The sequence below is a fragment of the Thermococcus fumicolans genome (assembly GCF_055386755.1).
Genome location: NZ_AP042424.1, coordinates 1,180,433 through 1,199,949 on the forward strand (window position 1 = coordinate 1,180,433; position 19,517 = coordinate 1,199,949).

The 19,517-nt window shown below is 54.0% G+C and carries 22 protein-coding genes; 10 read left to right on the forward strand and 12 right to left on the reverse strand.

Features of this window, described 5'->3' with window-relative positions; translation table 11 throughout:
• Nucleotides 1-162 precede the first annotated feature (162 nt).
• The 4 genes from ACZ5AM_RS06480 to ACZ5AM_RS06495 are packed head-to-tail and all read left to right on the forward strand — an operon-like array spanning nt 163 to nt 4,630.
• Nucleotides 163-1,530, forward strand: coding sequence for an AAA family ATPase (locus ACZ5AM_RS06480; RefSeq protein ID WP_464914227.1), 1,368 nt, complete (start codon nt 163-165; stop codon nt 1,528-1,530).
• Nucleotides 1,531-1,538: 8 nt separating this feature from the next.
• Entirely contained in the window at nt 1,539-2,261 is a 723-nt protein-coding gene (locus ACZ5AM_RS06485) for a hypothetical protein (protein ID WP_464914228.1), read from the forward strand.
• 56 nt (nt 2,262-2,317) lie between these two features.
• Entirely contained in the window at nt 2,318-3,310 is a 993-nt protein-coding gene (gene trm5b / locus ACZ5AM_RS06490; protein ID WP_464914229.1) for a tRNA (guanine(37)-N1)-methyltransferase Trm5b, read from the forward strand.
• A 51-nt stretch (nt 3,311-3,361) separates the two neighbouring features.
• Nucleotides 3,362-4,630: an ATP-binding protein gene (locus ACZ5AM_RS06495; protein ID WP_464914230.1), complete on the forward strand. Its 1,269-nt coding sequence runs from the start codon at nt 3,362-3,364 to the stop codon at nt 4,628-4,630.
• On the opposite strand, the gene ACZ5AM_RS06500 is transcribed toward ACZ5AM_RS06495, so the two are convergent.
• Both ACZ5AM_RS06500 and ACZ5AM_RS06505 read right to left on the reverse strand, forming a co-directional pair.
• The gene (locus ACZ5AM_RS06500) at nt 4,631-5,956 is read right to left on the reverse strand and encodes a TldD/PmbA family protein (protein WP_464916026.1); all 1,326 of its coding nucleotides are present in this window, start codon (nt 5,954-5,956) and stop codon (nt 4,631-4,633) included.
• A gap of 10 nt (nt 5,957-5,966) precedes the next feature.
• Nucleotides 5,967-7,334, reverse strand: a complete 1,368-nt coding sequence (locus ACZ5AM_RS06505; protein ID WP_464914231.1) for a metallopeptidase TldD-related protein — start codon at nt 7,332-7,334, stop codon at nt 5,967-5,969.
• Nucleotides 7,335-7,462: 128 nt separating this feature from the next.
• Between ACZ5AM_RS06505 and ACZ5AM_RS06510 the strand changes: the two genes are divergently transcribed.
• The gene (locus ACZ5AM_RS06510) at nt 7,463-7,807 is read left to right on the forward strand and encodes a cupin domain-containing protein (protein WP_464914232.1); all 345 of its coding nucleotides are present in this window, start codon (nt 7,463-7,465) and stop codon (nt 7,805-7,807) included.
• A gap of 12 nt (nt 7,808-7,819) precedes the next feature.
• Nucleotides 7,820-8,518, forward strand: coding sequence for a cysteate racemase (gene cuyB / locus ACZ5AM_RS06515; protein ID WP_464914233.1), 699 nt, complete (start codon nt 7,820-7,822; stop codon nt 8,516-8,518).
• Here cuyB and corA read toward each other — a convergent pair.
• The 10 genes from corA to ACZ5AM_RS06565 form a co-directional block, all read right to left on the reverse strand.
• Nucleotides 8,515-9,504 (reverse strand): magnesium/cobalt transporter CorA, encoded by a 990-nt coding sequence (gene corA, locus ACZ5AM_RS06520; RefSeq protein WP_464914234.1) that lies wholly within the window; start codon nt 9,502-9,504, stop codon nt 8,515-8,517. The genes cuyB and corA overlap by 4 nt on opposite strands.
• 1 nt (nt 9,505) lies before the next feature.
• Nucleotides 9,506-10,996 (reverse strand): CGP-CTERM sorting domain-containing protein, encoded by a 1,491-nt coding sequence (locus ACZ5AM_RS06525; protein ID WP_464914235.1) that lies wholly within the window; start codon nt 10,994-10,996, stop codon nt 9,506-9,508.
• A 51-nt stretch (nt 10,997-11,047) separates the two neighbouring features.
• Entirely contained in the window at nt 11,048-13,237 is a 2,190-nt protein-coding gene (locus ACZ5AM_RS06530) for a glucodextranase DOMON-like domain-containing protein (RefSeq protein ID WP_464914236.1), read from the reverse strand.
• 108 nt (nt 13,238-13,345) lie between these two features.
• Nucleotides 13,346-13,801: a hypothetical protein gene (locus ACZ5AM_RS06535; protein ID WP_464914237.1), complete on the reverse strand. Its 456-nt coding sequence runs from the start codon at nt 13,799-13,801 to the stop codon at nt 13,346-13,348.
• 72 nt (nt 13,802-13,873) lie between these two features.
• A complete protein-coding gene (gene surE / locus ACZ5AM_RS06540; RefSeq protein ID WP_464914238.1) occupies nt 13,874-14,647 on the reverse strand; it encodes a 5'/3'-nucleotidase SurE in 774 nt (257 codons plus the stop codon).
• Between the two features lie 2 nt (nt 14,648-14,649).
• On the reverse strand, nt 14,650-15,066 hold the full coding sequence (locus ACZ5AM_RS06545) for a type II toxin-antitoxin system VapC family toxin (RefSeq protein WP_464914239.1): 417 nt from the start codon (nt 15,064-15,066) through the stop codon (nt 14,650-14,652).
• The gene (locus ACZ5AM_RS06550; protein WP_464914240.1) at nt 15,063-15,281 is read right to left on the reverse strand and encodes an MraZ C-terminal domain-containing protein; all 219 of its coding nucleotides are present in this window, start codon (nt 15,279-15,281) and stop codon (nt 15,063-15,065) included. The genes ACZ5AM_RS06545 and ACZ5AM_RS06550 overlap by 4 nt, the downstream gene beginning before the upstream one ends.
• 68 nt (nt 15,282-15,349) lie before the next feature.
• Nucleotides 15,350-15,619, reverse strand: coding sequence for a PIN domain-containing protein (locus ACZ5AM_RS06555; protein WP_464916027.1), 270 nt, complete (start codon nt 15,617-15,619; stop codon nt 15,350-15,352).
• Between the two features lie 24 nt (nt 15,620-15,643).
• Nucleotides 15,644-15,817, reverse strand: coding sequence for a hypothetical protein (locus ACZ5AM_RS06560; RefSeq protein WP_464914241.1), 174 nt, complete (start codon nt 15,815-15,817; stop codon nt 15,644-15,646).
• A complete protein-coding gene (locus ACZ5AM_RS06565) occupies nt 15,798-15,986 on the reverse strand; it encodes a hypothetical protein (protein ID WP_464914242.1) in 189 nt (62 codons plus the stop codon). The genes ACZ5AM_RS06560 and ACZ5AM_RS06565 overlap by 20 nt, the downstream gene beginning before the upstream one ends.
• Nucleotides 15,987-16,075: 89 nt before the next feature.
• Between ACZ5AM_RS06565 and ACZ5AM_RS06570 the strand changes: the two genes are divergently transcribed.
• From ACZ5AM_RS06570 to ACZ5AM_RS06585, 4 genes are all read left to right on the forward strand, one after another.
• The gene (locus ACZ5AM_RS06570) at nt 16,076-17,050 is read left to right on the forward strand and encodes an archaeosine biosynthesis radical SAM protein RaSEA (protein ID WP_464914243.1); all 975 of its coding nucleotides are present in this window, start codon (nt 16,076-16,078) and stop codon (nt 17,048-17,050) included.
• A gap of 146 nt (nt 17,051-17,196) precedes the next feature.
• The gene (locus ACZ5AM_RS06575; protein WP_464914244.1) at nt 17,197-17,469 is read left to right on the forward strand and encodes a 2-oxoglutarate ferredoxin oxidoreductase subunit delta; all 273 of its coding nucleotides are present in this window, start codon (nt 17,197-17,199) and stop codon (nt 17,467-17,469) included.
• Between the two features lie 3 nt (nt 17,470-17,472).
• Nucleotides 17,473-18,663 (forward strand): 2-oxoacid:acceptor oxidoreductase subunit alpha, encoded by a 1,191-nt coding sequence (locus ACZ5AM_RS06580; RefSeq protein ID WP_464914245.1) that lies wholly within the window; start codon nt 17,473-17,475, stop codon nt 18,661-18,663.
• Nucleotides 18,663-19,517: a 2-oxoacid:ferredoxin oxidoreductase subunit beta gene (locus tag ACZ5AM_RS06585; protein ID WP_464914246.1), complete on the forward strand. Its 855-nt coding sequence runs from the start codon at nt 18,663-18,665 to the stop codon at nt 19,515-19,517. The genes ACZ5AM_RS06580 and ACZ5AM_RS06585 overlap by 1 nt, the downstream gene beginning before the upstream one ends.

The window sequence follows — 19,517 nt, forward strand, 5'->3', positions numbered from 1 at the left end:
GAGAAGAGTTGAATCTTTGTTGGGCTATGTTCTACAAAGCTCCTTGCGCAAGCATCATTCGTATTAACGTTTAGGTTGCCCTTGATGGTAATTGGGAGATTGCATAGTAGCCTAGAAAAGTTAATAACCCTGGGAAAGTATGAACCTGTGGGGGATTGACGCATGGAGCTACTAAAAAATGTACAGATTAAGAACTATCGCGGACTTAAACAAATCGAGTTTACCCCAAAGTCAATAAACATATTCGTTGGCCCAAACAATACGGGAAAGTCCTCGTTATTAGAAACAATCAGTTTAGCGATGACTGCAGGAAGCAATTTTGAAGACTCAGTTGGATTCGATGTGCTGGAATATTTATTTGAGATAAAAAACTATAACCCTAGCTACATTGTTCACGTAGATGGAGACATGGCCGAGATATTAGTAGAATTAAACGGACAAATTTACACCATCTCTATTGAATATTATCCTGAGGGACTCCCGGATGATGAGAGGTATGGTATTATTATGGAACATTTTGAAAATCGAGCAAAGCATATATATGAAGAATACATAGAAAAAGAATTTGAACGGGAATACTCTTTGTTACAAAAAACACTAGATTACTTTGTTGCGAGCGCTATTAAGCATGGTATTGACGAGGAAATAGCAACATCAATGAAACACGACTTAAGAAGATATTTATCACAAAATTCTAGAAGGTACAGGGAATCGGATCTTTTTAGTGAGGATCAAAAATTACTGGAACAAATCATTGATGAAATATCTACAAAAGTTATACACAAATCAAAAATTTTAATCACAGTATATGACCAGTTAATGAACATAGTGAAGTTGTATTTATATATGCCAGAACCGGTAAAGTTGAGGGTATCCCCTAACTCTAAGGGCATAAGAAGATATTACTTTCCGCCAATTTATATAGGTGGAATTCAGAAAATTTTTGAATCTACTCCCGAAATGATTCCACATGTTGATACTATCGTTAATTTTCAAAAATCTATATTTGCAACTAATGTTGGAAGGTTGTATGATCTGATTGTATCAAAGGGAATCATTAAGAAACTTATTGGGCATCTCAAGGAAAGAATCCCATACTTTGAGGACATTCGAAAAATTGAACAAGGAATGTATGTGATGGTTTCTCATCATGATAATCCAATTCCACTATCTTCTATGGGGGATGGGTTCATTGCTTTACTAAACTTAAGCTTTTTAATTACCCTAGTTGAGCAAGGTGCGATTATATTAGAAGAACCCGAGATTTCATTACACCCTTATTTTATGGAAATTATTGCGGAGGAAGTTGTGGATAATTCTGAAAGGATCCAATTCTTTATTTCAACACATAGCATGGACTTCTTAAATGCTCTACTTGAATATGCTGAAAAAGAAGATAAACTCCGGGATATCAATGTTGTGCGTCTTCATTACAGGGAAGACACGAAGAATGTATATGCTGAAGTTCTTGGAGGAATTACCGCAAAGGACGAAATAACTGAAATTGGAACCGATTTAAGGTACACATAAAATTTATGGTGATCATAATGAATGTCCTTATCCTAGAGGGTATTATAGACGTGGTATTTGTTAGATCATTGTTAGAGCATCATTTTAGTGTAGACACTGTCCCTACTGCCCACGATAAGAAGTTCCAAAGAGGGATAAACATTTTGAGAAGGATGTTACTCAATCCTAAAGAGTACCACTATATCAAAACTAATTTTGGCATCATCGTGTATGGGGATAATGGTAAACAAACCATAATATACAAAGTGCTACCACGAATTGTTCAGGATATGATGGGAAAGATTCCCGAAGAACTAAAATTTTTAGTTATTTTAGATGAAGATGGGGTTCCATTAAATGAAACTATTGAAAAGATACAGAAAGAAATAACGAGTAGGGCCCTACCTAACACAAAGATACTACCTTCAAGGGACTTACCAAATGAATTCTCAATCGTTTCGACTGTTGACGAGAGTTATAAACTTAGAATACATGTGCATCTAATCCCTCACAGTTTAGAAAGGCAGATAGTCTCTAAAGGTATTAATTTTATCAGGATCTCCTCTAGAAGTCGGGACAAATTGTTGGATGATGATCCACATAGTGCACTAGAAAAAATTGCTAAAGAAATGAAGGTCTCTAAGGACAAATTGATCAAGATAAGTATAACAGAAAAGTGGTTTGAAGCAGAGCCTTGGTATAACGATTTATTGGATGTTATTAGAGAGTTCCTAGGTGTTATCCCAGTATAAGTCTCAAAAATAAAATTAATAAAATTTTTATAGATTACTCCTCCCATTCCCCACCGATGCTCGCCGTAAAAGTCCCCAAGAAAGAGGCCGAGAAGACCAGAAGGAAGCTCCTCGAACTCGATGTCCTGGCTAAAGGATACTCCATAAAACGGGAGGGAGACTTTGTCCTCTTCCCTGTTACGGAGCCGGTTGAGGGCTTCGAGCTCATTGAGGCGGAGTTCGAAAGGCTGAAGAAGAGGCCCCACAGCTACCGCGAGGTCGTTGAGGTTCCGAAAGAGCTCAGGCCGCTCCTGCCGAGCTCATTTGACATCATTGGGGACATCGCTATAATCGAACTCCCCGAAGAGCTGATGCTCCACGGAAGGGCCATCGGCGAGGCGATCCTCAAAGTCCACCGCCACATAAAGGCCGTCTTCGCCAAGGGGAGCAAAGTTGAGGGCGAATACCGCGTGAGGGAGCTCATCCATCTCGCTGGGGAGAAGAGAACCGAAACCCTTCACCGCGAGAACGGTATACGACTGAAGCTCGACGTTGCGAGGGTTTACTACACCCCGAGGCTCGCCACCGAGAGGATGCGGGTTTTTGAGAGGACGCGGCCGGGCGAGGTCGTCTTCGACATGTTCGCCGGCGTCGGGCCGTACTCGATACTCCTTGCGAAAAAAGCTAAGCTTGTCTTCGCCGTTGACTTAAACCCCTGGGCCGTTCGCTACCTCGAGGAGAACATTCGCCTCAACAAAACAAACAACGTGATTCCCGTTTTGGGCGACGTAAGGAAGGTTGCAGGAAAGATAAAGGCCGACCGCGTTATAATGAACCTCCCCAAGTTCGCCGACCGGTTTTTGAGGGAGGCAATGCTGAGCGTCAAGCCCGGGGGAGTAATCCACTACTACGGTTTCGGCCCCGAGGAGGATCTCTACTCAGAGCATGAGGCAAAGATAAGGGCCATTGCCAGGGAGCTCGGCCTCACGGTTGAGTTCATCGACCGGAGAAAAGTCCGCCCCTATGCGCCGAGGCAGTTCAACATCGCGATAGACTTCAGGGTGGAGTGATGTTTTCTGCGTAGAACAATCCTTTTAAATAGAATGTTTTATGTATAAAACATGATTGAACGAGCAACCTGGGTAGAGGTAATCTCGGACTATCTAGAGCTAAGGGTGGAATACACCAGGCGAGAGGTCGAGGTTAAGCTCCCTAAGAGCCGTGCCCTGGCCATTGTTGGGCCCAGAAGAGCCGGAAAAACGTTCTTCCTCTTTCAGCTATGGGACGAACTCGATCCGGAGCGGAGAAGGAGCCTCTACATAAACTTCGAGGATCCACGCCTCGTTGGGGCAACCGCTGAGGACTTAATGGAGATGCTGAGAAGTTATTATTCCCTTATATCCGTCCCCAAAGGTGAGAAACTCCTTTTCCTGCTCGATGAAGTCCAGGTGGTTGACGGCTGGGAGCGTTTCGTTAGGTACGTCCTCGACATGGGGCATAGGGTAATTCTGACAGGTTCCTCATCAAGGCTTCTCTCAAAGGAGATAGCGACCGTCCTGAGGGGAAGGGCTATAACCCTGAACCTCTACCCCTTCTCGCTCTCTGAGGTTCTGAGGGTCAGGGGGCTTGAAAAAGTCCTCCCCGGCCTTGAGGCAAGGGGAAAGCTCCTGGGAGTCATTAGGGAGTGCCTCGAATGGGGCTCCTATCCCGAGGTGGTCTTCCAGCCGGAGCTCAGGCGCGAGATTCTGAGGGAGATACTTGACGTCACAATCTACCGTGACGTCGTCGAGAGGTGGCGCGTTGACAATCTCAAGGCGCTTAGATTCCTCTTCAAACTCCTAGCTTCATCAAGCCACACGTCGGTAACCAAGTTGCACTCCACGATGAAAAGTTTGGGCATAGCAGTCGGAAAGCCAACGCTGGCCAATTACATAGAATACCTGAACGACGCCTTAGTGTTGTTCCCACTCAGGGCCCACGTGAAGTCTGAAAAGAAGAAAGAGCTCCTCGGCTTCAAGCCATACTTCGTTGACAACGGTCTTCTCAAGGTTCTCGGAGTTAGCGACCGCGGGAGACTCCTGGAGAACCTCGTATTCACTGAGCTCCTCAAACGAGGCTTTGAACCAAACGAGGACTTCTTCTTCTACGTAACCGGAAGTGGCAGAGAGGTTGACTTCATAATTCCGGGAGAAGAGCTGATACAGGTCTCGTGGAGGCTCCATCCAGAGAACAGGGAGAGGGAGCTGGCGGCGCTCGTTGAAGCTTCTGCAGAGACAGGGATCGGAGAGCTAACGGTGGTCACGTGGGAAAAGGGGAAGGATAAAAAGATCAAGCTCGGGGGGCGCGTTGTCAGGCTCCTGCCTGTGGAAGAATGGATAAAGCGGGGGTAGTCACTTCCCCGCTATCTTCACGTTCTCGAACTTTATGTACGGCGTTATCATCGTGTTCATGAAGGGCATTACCGTCTGCTCCTTGGTTACCTTGCTTGCCTTCCTAAGTAGCTCGTAGACGTTTCCGGCTATGAGGAAGACGCTCGCGCCCTTGACTTCACCGTCCTCGATGAGGAAGGCCGGGTTTGCAGTTACGGCGAAGTTTCCGTTGTCAGGGTTGCTGGAGTGAGCACCCTGGAGGCCGTCGACGAGGTAGCCCCTGTCAATCTCTCCTATGAGGTCTTCGAGGGGTTGTTTACCGTTCTCTATCACGACGTTGTGGAACCCTATACCAACCCCGCCGCTTCTCAAATCCCTCTTCCCGTTCCCGGTGCTATCTGTTCCGTAAACCTTCGCCCAGTAGTTGTCCCAGACGAAGCCCTTGAAGGTTCCGTTCTCGATGAGGACGTTCGTCCTCGTTGGAACGCCCTCGCCGTCGGCTATGGCCGGCTCAAGGGAGAGCGGGTGGAAGGGGTCGTCGTAGATTGTCAAAACCTCGCTCGCTATTTTCTCCCCGACCTTTCCGGCTAGCGGTGTCGTCTCCTTAACGAGCCTCTCCCCGCTGAAGGCAGGGAGCAGTGCAAAGCCAAACAGCCCTGCTATTGCCCAAGGGCCGAGGATTATCGGGACTTCCTCGTTCCTGCTCTTCTCCACGTTGTAGGCCCACTTAACTTTCTGGACGGCCCTCTCGACGACGCCGTCGATGTCGAGGTTGAGGTCTCTCCTGGCGTCGAAGTCGAAGATGCCCGGCGTCACAACGTCCCCTTTCCTGCCGACGAGCTCGATGAAGAAGAACGCCGCTCCGCCCTCCTGGAAGACGTCAATCCCGTGGGAGTTGACGATATGCCTCTCCTCCCAGCTGACGCCGCCCTCACCGCCAGCTACTACAGCGTTGGGGTCCTTCTCGCGGGCGAGCTTTATGCCGTGGACGAGCTTCTCGACGAGAACGTCAGGCGATGCCTCCTTAAGCTCGTAGTTCGGCTTTGGCTTATCCCTGTACTTCCCCGGCTCCGGGAGGGAGACCCACTTCTCGTCCGGGGAGTTGAGCTTGGCCATCTTTGCCGCCTGCTCTATCGCCTCCTTGATCCTCTCGGGCTCGTCGCTGTCGATGATGGCGAGGCCGAGGCGCTTGTCCTTTATTCCGCGGATTACCGTCACCGCGCCGCTCCTCGTCGAGGCCATCGAAATCTCGTTCAGCTCGACGTTGGTGGAAACGTCCCTTGAGCGGTAGACGGCTATCTCGAGCTCGTCGAAAAGCTTCTCGCCGAAGCGTATGAGGTTCTCCATCTTCACCACCTCACCCTATGAGAATTCCTCCGTCGAACTTCATGTGCGGACCGCCGGAGCTGACGAAGGCCGTCTGTCCCTTTCCACAGAAGCCGACCTCGAGACCGAAGTCCTTTCCAACGGCGCTTATCTTCTTCAGGGCCTCGATGGCAACGCCCGTAATCGAGGTGTCCCTTATCGGCTCCGCTATCTCGCCGTCCCTGATGACGTAGCCCTCTTGGATCCCAACCTGGAAGGCGCTGTTGAGCTGGGCCTGGCCGCCGCGGAAGTCGACGACGTAGTAGCCGAACTTGATGTCCTCGATGAGCTCCTCGAAGGAGTGGTCACCGGGCTCGAAGATGGTGTTCCTCATCCTTATTATCGGCGGGTAGCGGTAGCTTTCAGCTCTGGCGTGGCCGTTAGGTTCCATGCCCCATTTGTGGGCATACTCGCGGTTGAGCATTATCTCTTTGAGTATTCCGTTCTCGATTATGTGGATGTCCTTAACAGGAACGCCCTCGTCGTCGTACTTATCGTTTCCAAAGCCGCCCTCAACATGGCGCTCGCTCATGGTAACGTACTCCGGTGCGATCTGCTTGCCGATGAGGTCCTTGAAGGGCGAGTTTATCGTCAGGTCAGCCTCGGCGAGGTGGCCCAAAGCCTCGTGGGCGATGATTCCAACGACTATCGGGCCGGCAACTATCGGCCACTCGCCGCGCTTCGGGGCAACTCCTCTCAGCTGGCTGTGCATCTTCCTGAGAAGCCTCTCGGTCACTTTCTCGTTTGGCTCTATCTCCGTCATCAGCTCCCAGCCGTAGTCAACGGCTCCGATGCTGTCCCTCGCCATCGCCAGCTTTCCATCGGCCTTTCCAGTGACGTAGGTTCCCTGGTAGAGATAGTTGTAGTCCCACTCTATCCTCGTCCCCTCGTTGGTGAGGAGTACTTTCCTTCCTCCTCCGTCCTCATAGCGTATCTGGACGCTCTTAACGGCCTCGTTCTCTTTCAGGAGTTTCTCAAGCTCCCTGAGGTGGGCAACCTTCTCCTCGATGTCCACTTCGCGAGGCTTAACGCGCATCTTGCTCTTCACGAAGTCCTCGACCGGTTTTATATCCGCCAGCTGGATTTTCTCCTTCTTCGTCTGGGCCGCCGCCTTTGCCAGCTTATAGGCCTCCTCGATTTTCTTCTCAAGATTATTCAGCTCGCTGGTTGAGGAAAATCCCCATGCGCCATCGGCTAAAACCCTTATCGCGACTCCCCTGTGGAGCTTTCCTGTGAAGCTCGTAAAAACGCCGTCCTTGAGGCCGAGCGTTGTCTTCCTAAGGTCCTCGTAGCGGAGCTCTATGTATTCGGCCTTCAGGTTTTCCTCAGCCCACTTAAGGGCCCTCTCAAGTGCTTCCATGGCTATCACCGTTTACGTTTGTTCGTTGATGAATCGTCGGCTGGGTATAAAAGTCTTTTGAGCATTTCGATAGGTGTCGAAAAGGAAAGCTTTTCAACCTGAAGGGTTAAGCTGAGTAGGGTGGTGAAATGAAAGCCGAAATCAAGAACCTCATAGACAGGGGAACTTACAGAAAGCTCCCCCTCTTCGAAGGAGAACTGCCGGAAGGCTCTTACGCCCAGATAGTCGAGGTCAAACCGGGCCAGACGGTCAAAAAGCACTATCACGAGCGCCAGTACGAGCTCTTCTACATAATGGACGGCGAGGCGAGGCTCGGTATAGGCGAGACCGAGTATCTGGCAAAGCCCGGCGATATCTTCCTCGTCAAGCCAAAGACTGTCCACTGGGTTATCAACGAGCGCGATGAACCCTTCAGGCTCTTCGTGGTGAAGCTGAACTACCACGGCGACGACTCGGTGTGGCTGGAGGAATAAGCCGGTGATAGCATGGCCGAGCGCGTCATAGGCATCCTCGGCGGCATGGGTCCGCTTGCCACCGCTGACCTCTTCAGGAGGATAGTCGAGAAAACCCCCGCGAAGCGCGACCAGGATCACCCGAGGATAATCATCTACAACAACCCGAAGATACCGGACAGGACGGCCTTCATCCTCGGGAACGGAGAGGACCCGAGGCCCGAGCTAATAGCCAGCGCGAGGAAGCTCGAGGAGTGGGGCGCCGACTTCATCATAATGCCCTGCAACACCGCCCACTTCTTTGCGGAGACCATCCAGAAGGCGATAAAGGTTCCTCTCGTCAGCATGATCGAGGAAACGGCAAAGGTAGTCAAGGAGATGGGCTTGCGGAAGGTCGGCCTCCTCGCTACCGATGGGACAATCAAAGGGCTCGTCTACCACAGGGCGCTCCTCAAGTACGGCGTCGGCATAGCGGTGCCGAACAAAGTCGACCAGGAGAGGGTCATGCGTGCCATCTACGCGGGGGTCAAGGCGGGGAACCTCGAGCTGGGAAGGAAGCTCCTCCTCAAAGTGGCCAGGCGGCTGGAAAAGCGCTCCGATGGAATAATAGCGGGCTGCACTGAAGTGAGCGTGGCGTTGAGGCCAGAAGACCTGAGCGTCCCCCTGATAGACCCGATGGACGTAATAGCGGAGAAAGCTGTTAAGCTCGCCCTCGGCATTGAAGACTTCTAGAGCCACCCCTTTCTCCTGAAGTACGCCAGCATACCGACCGCTATCCCGAGCATCAGGAGGAGAACCGCCGGGTAGCTGTAGCGCCAGTAGAGCTCGGGCATGTAGCGGAAGTTCATGCCGTAGAGGCCAGTTATGAACGTCAGCGGGATGAATATCGTCGAGACCACAGTCAGGATGCGGATTATCTCGTTTGTCCTCATCGAGATCGTGGAGTAGTAGAAGCTAACGAGGCTGTCGGCGAGCTCTTTCTGGGTCTCGACGACCCCGAGAATATCGCGCACGTGGTCGTGGAGCTCCTCCACCTGCTTTACGGTTTCTTTTCCCAGGAAGCTGGAACCATCCGCCCTCAACCGCCTGAAGCACTCGAGGAGCGGGAACACCGTGCGGCGCATGAAGAGGATCTCGCGTCTCATGTGGTGTATCCTCCTCAGGATCGCCTGATCGGGTTTCTTCAGGATCTGTGATTCAGTCCTCTCCATCTCCGCGCTTATGCGCTCCAGTATTGGAACGTAGTTCTCAACTATGGCCTCAAGAAGGGAGACCAGGAGGTAGTCCGGGCCGCGCTTCCTGAAGAGCCCCTCCCCCTCGCGTATCCTCTCTCGCACCCCGTTGAAAACGTCTCCCCTGACCTCTTGGATGGTTATGAGAAAGCGGCCCTTGAGGATGAGGGCGACCTTTTCCCTCTTCAGCCCCCCTTCCACCCCGTAGACCTGGTGGAGAAGGAGGAATAGGTGGTCGTCGAAGAACATCGTCCTGACCTCTGGGGCCTTCCTCCGAAGGGCCCGGACTATGGCCTCGCTGATGCCGAAGTAATCCCTGATCTCCTCTGCCAGTTCAAAGCCGTTAACGTTCACCCAGACTACCGGGTACCCTCTATACTCGTCGAGCTCTCCAACGCTGGCCAGCTTTTTGCTAGTGAAGTCGTCCTCGGAGTACGCTAGCACCGTGATGGAGGGGCTCGTTTTCTCCTCCTTCGATTCGGTCACTCTACCATCTCCTTCTAAGTACAAGCGGAAGGATGGAGAGCGCTACAAGAGCCACAGGGCCGCAGATTGACCAGCCCCCCCTGTGGGTGGTCGTCGTGGTTCTGTCCGGGGGGGAACTAGAGGTGGTTGCCGGGGGGGAGGTGGTACTGGGCGTAGTGGATTCTGTGGTTGCGCCCGGTGAGCACACGACAACCGCCTTTCCGCCCATTTCCTTTACCTTTGGATCGGCTTCCCTTGCAGTAATCGTAACGTCCGGGGGACTGCTCACGGGTTTTCCGATGGTGACGGTAATCTCGGCGTCCTTGACACTGATAGGAGGACGTCCAACAACCATCGTGCAGTTTTCAATCCCCTCAAAGCTGGAACCATCGAAAATGGCCACCATTGGCCGGTTTTCCACGAGGTTTCCCGGCCCGCTGGCTTTCCCATCTATCCCGCCCGCAACAACGAGTTTCCCGTCTGGGGTCACGGTCACCGCCCTTATCCAGTCCATACGGGGGGTTCCGAAGGTTATCCACTTCTTCACCCTGCCCGAAGTGTCCATCACAAGGATCCACGCCTGCGTATCCCCGCTGGAGTACGATATTCCCCCGAGCACCAGATCTCCAGTGGGGAGGAGTGAAACTCCGTTCGCCCAGTCGTCGCCCGGGCCGCCTATTACCTTCGCCCACTCGACGTTTCCCAAGAGATCCGTCCTGACGACGAGCAGATCAACGCCGCTGGTGGAGAAGGAAGACGTGTAGCCCACTAATGTTACACCTCTGGCGTCGAGTTCAGCATCGTAGAGTTTCTCGGTTCCGTTTCCCCCATAGGTCTTCTGCCATATTACCTTACCGTCTCCGGAGATCCTGGCGAGCCAGAAATCCGGAGACTTCGTTTCTCCGGACTCCTTCACACCGGCCACGAATATGGGCTCACCTGGAAGGACGACTATCTTCACGGGCAGGGCACTTTCACCAGGGGTGAGTATGCGAGCGCTCTCGACGTTGCCCTTGGAATCCAGCCTCATGAGGAGGGGCACTCCCGAGATAGACGAAACTGCGAGGAAACCGTCGGAGTAGGGTATGGCGGAGTAAACCATGCTTGTGTTGTACGTTTTGCTCCAGAGGACGTTCCCGTTCTTCCCAACTTCAAAGACCCAACCGCCTCCCAGGGACGTGCTTCCACCCGTTGCCACGGCGTTGCCGTTCGGGAGGAGTTTGACGGAGTAGAGTATGTCCCTTTCCGCTCCACCGTAGGCTTTCTTCCACAGTATCTTTCCGTCCTCGGCCAGCTTCATCAGAAAAACGTCGAAATCCCCCAGACCGGTCCCGTTTGAGATCCCACCCACAACTATGTCGCCGCTGGAGGAGTCGACGGCTATCGGGGACGTCAGGCCCGGTGTCTCAACCTTTAGAACCAAACCTCCAGCGGTAGCCGCCGAGAACCCAGTGAAGAGGAACAGAAGCAGGAACAGTCCTGTGAACGTCAGCCGTCCCTTCAAAAGACTCACCTCCAAGGGGAAAGGTCTGGAACCAATAAAAAGTTTGCTAAAAAGGAAAGTTCAACGCCTCCTCCTGAGGAGGAGCGGCACTACCGCCAGCCCAACGAGGGCCGCTGGGCCGCAGATTCCACCCTTGCCCTTGGTCGTAGTGGTGGTCGTGGTCTTGCCCGGAGAGCTTGTTGTAGTGGTGCTCCTGGTACTGCTAGTTGTCGTCGTGGTTGTAGTCGTAGTCGTGGTTGTGGTAGTCGTCGTTCCGCCTCCCAGCGGGACGAGTTCGAAGTTGAAGCTCAGCTCCTTGTCCTTCTGGATGGACACGTTGAAGCTCTCCTCCCTGTATCCGTCGAGCTTTACGACGACCTCGTGGGTGCCCACGGGGAGCCTGTACTTTTCGAGGGGTGTCTTTCCGACCTGCTTGCCGTCGATGAAAACGGTGGCACCGCTCGGGCTGGTGGTTACGGTTATCATGCCCGTCTCGGGAGTCAGGTTGACGGGGATCGTTAGTAAGCCCGGAGTTATCGAGACGCTGAACTCCTCGTCCTGGTAGCCGTCAAGGTGGAGCTTGACCGTGTGGACTCCGACCGGGAGGGCGAGCTTCTCAATTGGAGTATTGCCCACGCTGACGTCGTCGATGGTCACCTCAGCCCCAGAGGGCTCGCTCGTTATCGTGAGGTAGCCGACCTCAACGAGGGGCACCATCCTCACAACCGCCAACTCCTTGGAGCTCGCGTTGTAGCTGCCGAGCTGTTCCTCCTGGGAGGGTGTGAACCAGTCGGGGACGAGGAGGTCCATGAGGCGCGGGGCAACGCCGGCTTTTACCGCGTTAGCATCGGCGCCCCCGATGGTCCACTGGCCAGCTTTGACATCGACTTTCCTCCACTGGTCAACGCCGAAGCCGTCCTGGCTCCCAACCAGAACCGCTATCCTCGGGAACCTCGGTCCCTTGACCTTCAGCTCCCCAACGTACTTAGCAGGAACGACGACGTTTATGGTGTTTCCTTGGGAATCCACGAAGGTGCGGAGACCCTTGACCACCGTGCCGTTGGGGAGGACGAGCTCCGAGTCCCAGCCGGTAAGCCTAATTGCAACGTCCCACGGGTGCCCCGGATCGAGCCGGACGTTCGGCCCTGGCCCGATGGCGGAAGTGTTTCCGCCGTCCTTGAAGTCCAGGTAGGCCTCGATTACCTGGAGGCTGAAGCCGTTAGGGGCGCCCCACGGGTTGCCCCCGAGGTTTTTGAGGTGGAATGCCAGAACGTACCCGTCCCCGGTTCTCTGGACTGAAAGCCCCGTGAGGTCAAAGAGGCCGCTCCCGTTGAAGACGGCATCGGTCGGGTAGGTGTAGGTCCCAGGCCCGTGGTCGTCGCCGCTCGGATCGGAGAGCTCAAAGAGGGTTTCGGGCACGCCCTTCTTGGCAACAAAGGTTGCCCAGTGGAGAAGGTTGCTGACGAACTGGGGGCCATCGAGCTGGGTTCCGTTAAAGGTAGGACTCCAGAGCGAGTTTTCTCCGTAGGGGCTTCCTACGCTCACTATGAGGACGCTCTGGTACCCACTCGCCGGAACCACTTGAGCTGCTAGGAGGGTGGCGTTTCCAGCCATGGCTATGCAATATGTGTTGGAAGGTCTGTCCTTCCCACTCAGTGGCTTTATCACATCAACGTTAATGAAAATTAGTCTGTCCGGATTGTTCCCAAAGAGAACGCTTCCCCCATGAATGAACCCCTTGGTTATCAGGCCTCTGAAGGGAATATCGTTGTCTGGGATTATATTTGCCAAGATGGCGTCGTTAGCACCAGCACTCTCAACGCGGAGGGAGCTTAACTCTTCAAGAACCGAGTTGACGGTTGTTTCGCTTCCGTTACCGCCGGCTATCCACAGCACCTTTTTTCCTTTGAGAAACCACTCTTTTATTGCCTCCACCTCGTTTTCAGTTAGGGGGTCCGTTGGCTGGCCGAGGATGAGGACGTCAACGCCCTCGAGGGCCTCCGGCGTTATCTCGTTCCCCAGATTCTTTATCTTCTCCTCTGGGAGCAGGCCCGGATCCCCGAAATAGGCCCATTCAACGTCCCCGATCGCATCGACGATGGAGGGTGCGAGTATGCGACTCTGATTCTCCTCATCCAGCACGGGATCCACGAGGTACCTGGCGTTCTCCCCGTGAGCTAGATCAACGGCCACAGTGGTGGCACTTGCCAAGGCGCTTCCAGTGAGCCCAAGGAGGACGAACAGAACTACAGCCACCGCAAACCGCTTCATGTTATCACCTGAGTAGTTTAGCCCCCAAAAGTTATAAATCTTGCCAACTGGAGGGTGAAAACTCAACCAAAAGCGCGGTGTGGACGGTTCTCGTCTCCTCGGGCTACGCTATATAGCCCGGGCCATCCCCATCTTGGCAAGCGCGTAAACGGCAATGAGAACGACTAATGACACAGCTGAGGAGACCTTCCCTTCGTCATTCAAAAGTAGGGCAGGGAGAATCGCCACCGCAAGAACCGCCGGGGAGGCGTCGGTGAGCCCAAGCAGAAAGACCCCGACGAGAACGGTCGCCCAGGATGCTGAGAAGATCACAACTCGGTCTTTCCACTTTAGCAACAGTCCAAGGGCGATCAGGGCTAAGAAAGGTAGCGATACGAGGAGGAAGAACTCCAAGGAAGGCCTGAAGTGAAAGCTGCAGGCTGGAGGGCTTCTCGACCAACAGGAGGTCTGAACGTAGTAGTTCGACGGAAGCAAAAACAGGAGCAGAACCTCTAGGGCTGAAAACGCCGCGTAGAAAGCTCCATTGAATTCCCGACGCTGGGATTGTTCTTTCATGCCTCCCATCACCACCGTCCCCGGATTGCCTTTCAAAGTAAGCACAACCTCCTAAAAGGATCCGGCCCCATACAGGGCTCACTACAGCCCCAGGGCTTCTCTCACTTCCCCAAACTCAACCCCTGCAGTCATGTCGATGTTTATCGGCGTTACGCTGACCTTTCTCTCTACCTTGAGGGCGTAAGCGTCCGTTCCCGGCTCGAATTCTGTCGTCCTCCTCCCAACTATCCAGTAGTACGGATGCCCCCTCGGGTCGACGCGCTCCTCGATGGTGGGGTTGTAGCGCTTTCTGGCCAACCTCGTGATGGCGATTCCGGTTTCAGGCGTCGCGTCGTTCGGCACGTTGACGTTGAGCATGTCCACTTCTGGGGGAAGGCCGTTCTCCAGTACCGCCTTCGCTATCCTCCTGAGGAAGTGCGCCGAGACCGAGAAGTCCACTCCTTCCCCCTCGCCGAGTGTCTTCTTCCAGTCCACTTCCAAGCTCATAGCGATGCTCGGAATACCATGGGTAGCGGCTTCAATTGCGGCAGAAGCAGTCCCTGAGACGGTTATCTCGGTGCTGAGGTTCTCGCCGAGGTTTATTCCGCTGACCGCTAAATCGAAGCTCCCAAATCGGGCCAGGGCGAAGATAACGCAATCAGTTGGAGTGCCGTCTATACCGCAGGCCACTCTGGCCCCGGGGACGTCCACGAGCTTTGCCCTAATGGGCCTGTGAAGCGTCATGGCTCTACCGCTGGCGCTCCTCTGGAAGAGGGGAGCAACGACGTAGACTTCACCAAGCTCGCTTAGTGCCCTTACCGCGGCTCGAATTCCGTTGGAGTAAATCCCGTCGTCGTTTGTTAGGAGGATTCTCATCGCTACTCCCTCACTACCTTTACATCAAGCCTCTCAAAATCCCTGTCGAAGGTGTAGATTTCGTCGATTCCGAGTTCCCTCATTTTAAGATAGGCGAGCGCATCGTTTATGCCGAGGTTTTTCTCCTCCGCGATCAACGCCGCCCTGAGGTAGTCCGCAGTTGAAACGTCAAGGATCCTGATATTTTGGGAGGTAAGCATAGAGAGAACTATCGCGACTGCTTTCCCCTTTCCAGCTCTGCTTTCCACAACGTTTGCCACTTCGCTCAGATGAACCACCGTCGTGACAACTTCCTCTCCCTCGCTGACTCTCTCGAGGATCTTCTTAGCGCTCTCTTTGATAGCCTTGACGTTCTCTGGAGGCTCCTTCCGGGGCTTGAGGAAGGCGTATATGAAGACGTTGGCGTCTATGAACTTCACTCGGACCACAGCTCCTTCTTCAGCTCTTCCCACTCCTTCAGCTCTTCAACCTCGACGGTATCGAAGAACCGTGTAAGGTCCCGCTTTCCCCTCGGCAGTATCTCAACCCTGTCGCCGAGGTCAACGAGTATTACCTCCTCGCCGAGCTTTTCCCTAAGCTCCTTTGGAAGGAGAATCCTCCCCTGGGGGTCTATCCTTTTCACCACGACTTCCATTCTCTCACCATTTTATCTTTTGGCCACCAGATATAAATAGCTTCCGCCAGCACCTGGTTAGAAGTGTTTTACGGCTTCTTCTCCAAATCCCCCACTTTTGAGATCACCGAGAGGCCCTCACGTGGTGCAACGTCAACGAGGTCAGAATCGAGGGCGACTATTCCGTCGAGGCCGTAGTATTTCGCGGTTGCGAGGATCAGGGCGTCGCTTGGGAGGAGACCGTATTCCGCGCTGAATTTAATGGATAGAAGGGCGATCTCGTGGGTTGTATCAAGAAAGTTCGTCGAGCCTAGCAGGGGTAAAACTTGACCGATGAAGAGTTTTGTTAATCTCTTGATGTCCTCCTTGCGCCGTTTGAGGGTTCAGTATCCCCCGATGCTGGAGCGAAGATAGATAAAGAGAACCTCATTGTAGACCGTTTCGTTAGTGAACGGTCTGAAGTCACCATCAATCAGTTTGGAAAGAACGGCTGAGGCATCCGGGTTCCCTTTAAGGTACTCGGTGAAGACGTTGCTGTCAAGGAACAAGCTCATCATACATCTCGACCTCCAGCTCCTGCCAGGATTTGGAGGTTTTCATAACCCCTTTGGCCCGTTTCAAGGCTTCCTTTTTGTCAATTTTCCCCAAGAGGATCGCGAGCTGAATCTCAAGCCATAGGGGATCCTCGTTCCTGTGCTGGGCAATTATCTTGTCGACGTCTTCCATCCTCCCACCAAAATGAGTTCGGCTTAGAGGATTTAAAGCCTTCCCTCACCTTTAAAAACCCTAACCACCAGCGGCCTTCAGGTGAGAAGATGACGTACTGGACGAGCGAGGACAACGTCGCCGGAAAGCCGGGAACGGCGCTCTTCATAATCCTCCCCACGATAGGCTGCTACCGCTTTAGGATTGGAGAGGCCTGCTACATGTGCGCGTATCCAACCGCTGCGCCTAAGATAAAGTGGAGCCAGGAAGCGATAGTCGATTACGTCCGCGAGGCACTCAAAAAAATCGAGGGCAAGAAGGGCCCCTTCGCTGTTAGGATGTTTACATCGGGTTCATTCCTCGACAACGGCGAGCTGAAGCCCGAGACGAGGAAGAAAATCTTTGAGATACTCGCGGGGATTGATGAGGTCAAGGAGATAGTCATCGAGAGCAGGAGCGAGCTCGTGCGCTACGATGCCGTTAAAGAGCTGGCTGAGATAGTTCCAGACAAGCACTTCGAGGTGGCGATAGGTCTTGAAACGGCCAACGATGACATCGCCGACCTCTCCATCAACAAGGGCAACACCTTCGCGGACTTCGTTAGAGCCGCTGAGATAACCCACAAGGCCGGGGCGAAGGTGAAAACCTACCTCCTGCTCAAGCCGATCTTTCTCTCCGAGAGGGACGGCATCAGGGACGCTAAGGAGAGCATAATCAGGGCCGAACCCTACACCGACACCTTCTCGATCAACATCACAGATATCCAGAGGGGGACGCTCTACGAGAGGCTCTGGGAGAAGAAGGAGTACAGGCCGCCATGGCTCTGGAGTGCGGTTGAGCTTCTCATATGGGCCAAGAGGAAGTTCCCCACTAAAAGGATCCTCAGCGACCCGGTTGGAGCGGGTTCAAAGCGCGGCCCCCACAACTGCCTGACCGACTACGACCGTGCAATAGGTAGGGCCATCAAGAAGTTCTCGGCAACCCAGGATATCAGCCACATCGAGAACCTTAAACCAGAATGCCGCGAGAGGTGGGAGTACATCGTTGAGAACGGCCTCCTCGACTGGCAGCTGGTTACGTGGTGATTTCACCCCTTTTCCCTTCCCGTTTTCCCAGAATCGGCCCCCACATCGCTCATTCTCCCGAGTCTTTAATGGCCACTTCTGGGCACCCACGAAACCTTTAAATGTTGACAAACGTAAACGGGGTTAGCAAATCGCGGGTGATGATTATGGCGAACGTCGAAGGGAAAACCGTTGTCGTGAAGGAGAACTACCTCGTGACTGGCAAAGCGGAGGGCGTTGTTGAAATCGACGTCGACACTTTTCTCTGTAAGGGCTGCGGAATCTGCGTCGAGATGTGCCCGAGAAAGGTCTTCGAGTGGAGCAAGGAGCTGAGCGAAAAGGGTGTCCACTACCCGGTTCCCGTCCACGCTGAAAAGTGCGTCAAGTGCAAGCTCTGCGAGCTTCTCTGCCCGGACTTCGCCATCGCGGTAAGGTGGTGACTCATGATCATCCGCGGCGACGAGCCGGAGCAGGTTAGGCTCCTCAAAAAGCTCTACAAGCCGGGCAACTACTTCATGCAGGGCAACGAGGCTGTTGCCTACGGGGCAATCTTCGCGGGCTGCCGCTTCTACGCCGGCTACCCGATAACCCCGTCGAGCGAGATAGCCGAGACGATGGCCAGGGAGCTTCCGAAGCTCGGCGGCTACTACCTTCAGATGGAGGACGAGATAGGCAGCATAGCCGCGATGGTCGGGGCCTCATGGACCGGCTTCAAGGTGATGACCGCCACCGCCGGCCCCGGTTTCAGCCTCATGCAGGAGAACCTCGGCTACGCGGTGATGACCGAGACACCACTCGTTCTCGTTGACGTCCAGAGGAGCGGCCCTTCAACGGGGCAGGCAACGAAAGGTGCTCAGGGGGACTTCTTCCAGGCAAGGTGGGGCACCCACGGCGACCACCCGATAGTCGCCCTCTCCCCGACCAGCGGACAGGACGCATTCTGGGAAACGATAAGGGCCTTCAACATCGCCGAGAGGCTCAGGACGCCAGTCATTGTGCTCTTCGATGGAGTCCTGGCACACACGAGGGAGCAGATAAGGATCCCAGAGGTTGAGGAGGTCGAGATTACCTACCGCAAGCTTCCTGCCAACGAAGAGGAGGCAAGACTCCCCTTCGGCGACCCCCACGGCGATGGCGTTCCCCCGATGCCGCTCTTCGGCCACGGCTACTTCACTCACGTCACCGGTTCGACCCACAAGGAGAACGGCCTGAGGGATGTTTACACCCCCGAAGTCCACGACAAGCTCGTGAGGAGAATCCACAGGAAGATAGAGCAGAACAGAGACGTTTACGAGAAGTACGAAGAGCACTTCACAGACGACGCAGAAATCCTTGTTGTCAGCTGGGGCGTAACGGCCAGACCCGCCCTCGGAGCAGTCCTCAAGGCCAGAGAGGAGGGCATTAAGGTCGGCCTCTTCGTGCCGAAGACCGTCCACCCGTTCCCGGGCGAGAGAATGAGGCAACTCGGGAAGAAGGTCAGAGCGGTTCTCGTCGCCGAGATGAACCTGGGACAGATGATAATCGAGGTCGAGCGCTACCTCAACGACGACGTCCTGCTCAAGGGCGTGAACAAGATAGGCGGCGTCCCGCTGACCGTTGAGGAAATCCTGCGCGAGATAAGGGGTGTTGCCTGATGGCCAAGGAGATTTATTCCAAATATCAGCTCATCAAGTACCTGAGGAAGGAGGCCCTTCCTACAGCTCTCTGCCCCGGCTGCGGCGGTGGAACCGTCCTGAACGCCTTCGCCAACGCGGTTGACGGGCTGAAGATAGACCCAAAGGATTTGGTAGTTGTCAGCGGAATAGGCTGCTCCGCCTGGATAGCCTCACCCTACTTCCTCGCCGATACCCTCCACACGACCCACGGCAGGGCGATAGCCTTCGCCACCGGCGTCAAGGTCGGCCTTCCTGACAAGAAGGTCGTCGTCATAAGTGGCGACGGCGATCTGGCCAGCATAGGAGGAAACCACCTAATCCACGCCGCCAGAAGGAACATCGACATAACGGTCATACTCGTCAACAACTTCATCTACGGAATGACCGGCGGTCAGGTTGCCCCCACGACCCCATTCGGAGCAAAGACCACAACAACCCCCTACAGGAACATCGAGCACCCGCTCCAGATAAGCGAGACTGTCGCGGCCGCTGGAGCGAGCTACGTTGCCAGATGGACTACTGCCCACATCTACCAGCTCATCGAGAGCATCAAGAAGGCCCTCCAGGTCAAGGGCTTTTCGCTCGTTGAGGTAATTTCCCAGTGCCCAGTCCAGTACGGAAGGAGGAACAGGATGAAGGAGCCGGCTGAGATGGTCCGCTGGTTCCTCAAGAACAGCGTGCCGATAAGCAAGGCAAAGAACATGTCGCCGGAAGAGCTTGAGGGCAAGTTCGTCATCGGCGAGTTCGTGAACAGGGAGAGGCCGGAGTTCGTTACCGAGCTTAACAAGCTGATTGATGAAGTCCAGGAGCACTTCGGGCTTAAGGGGGAGTGA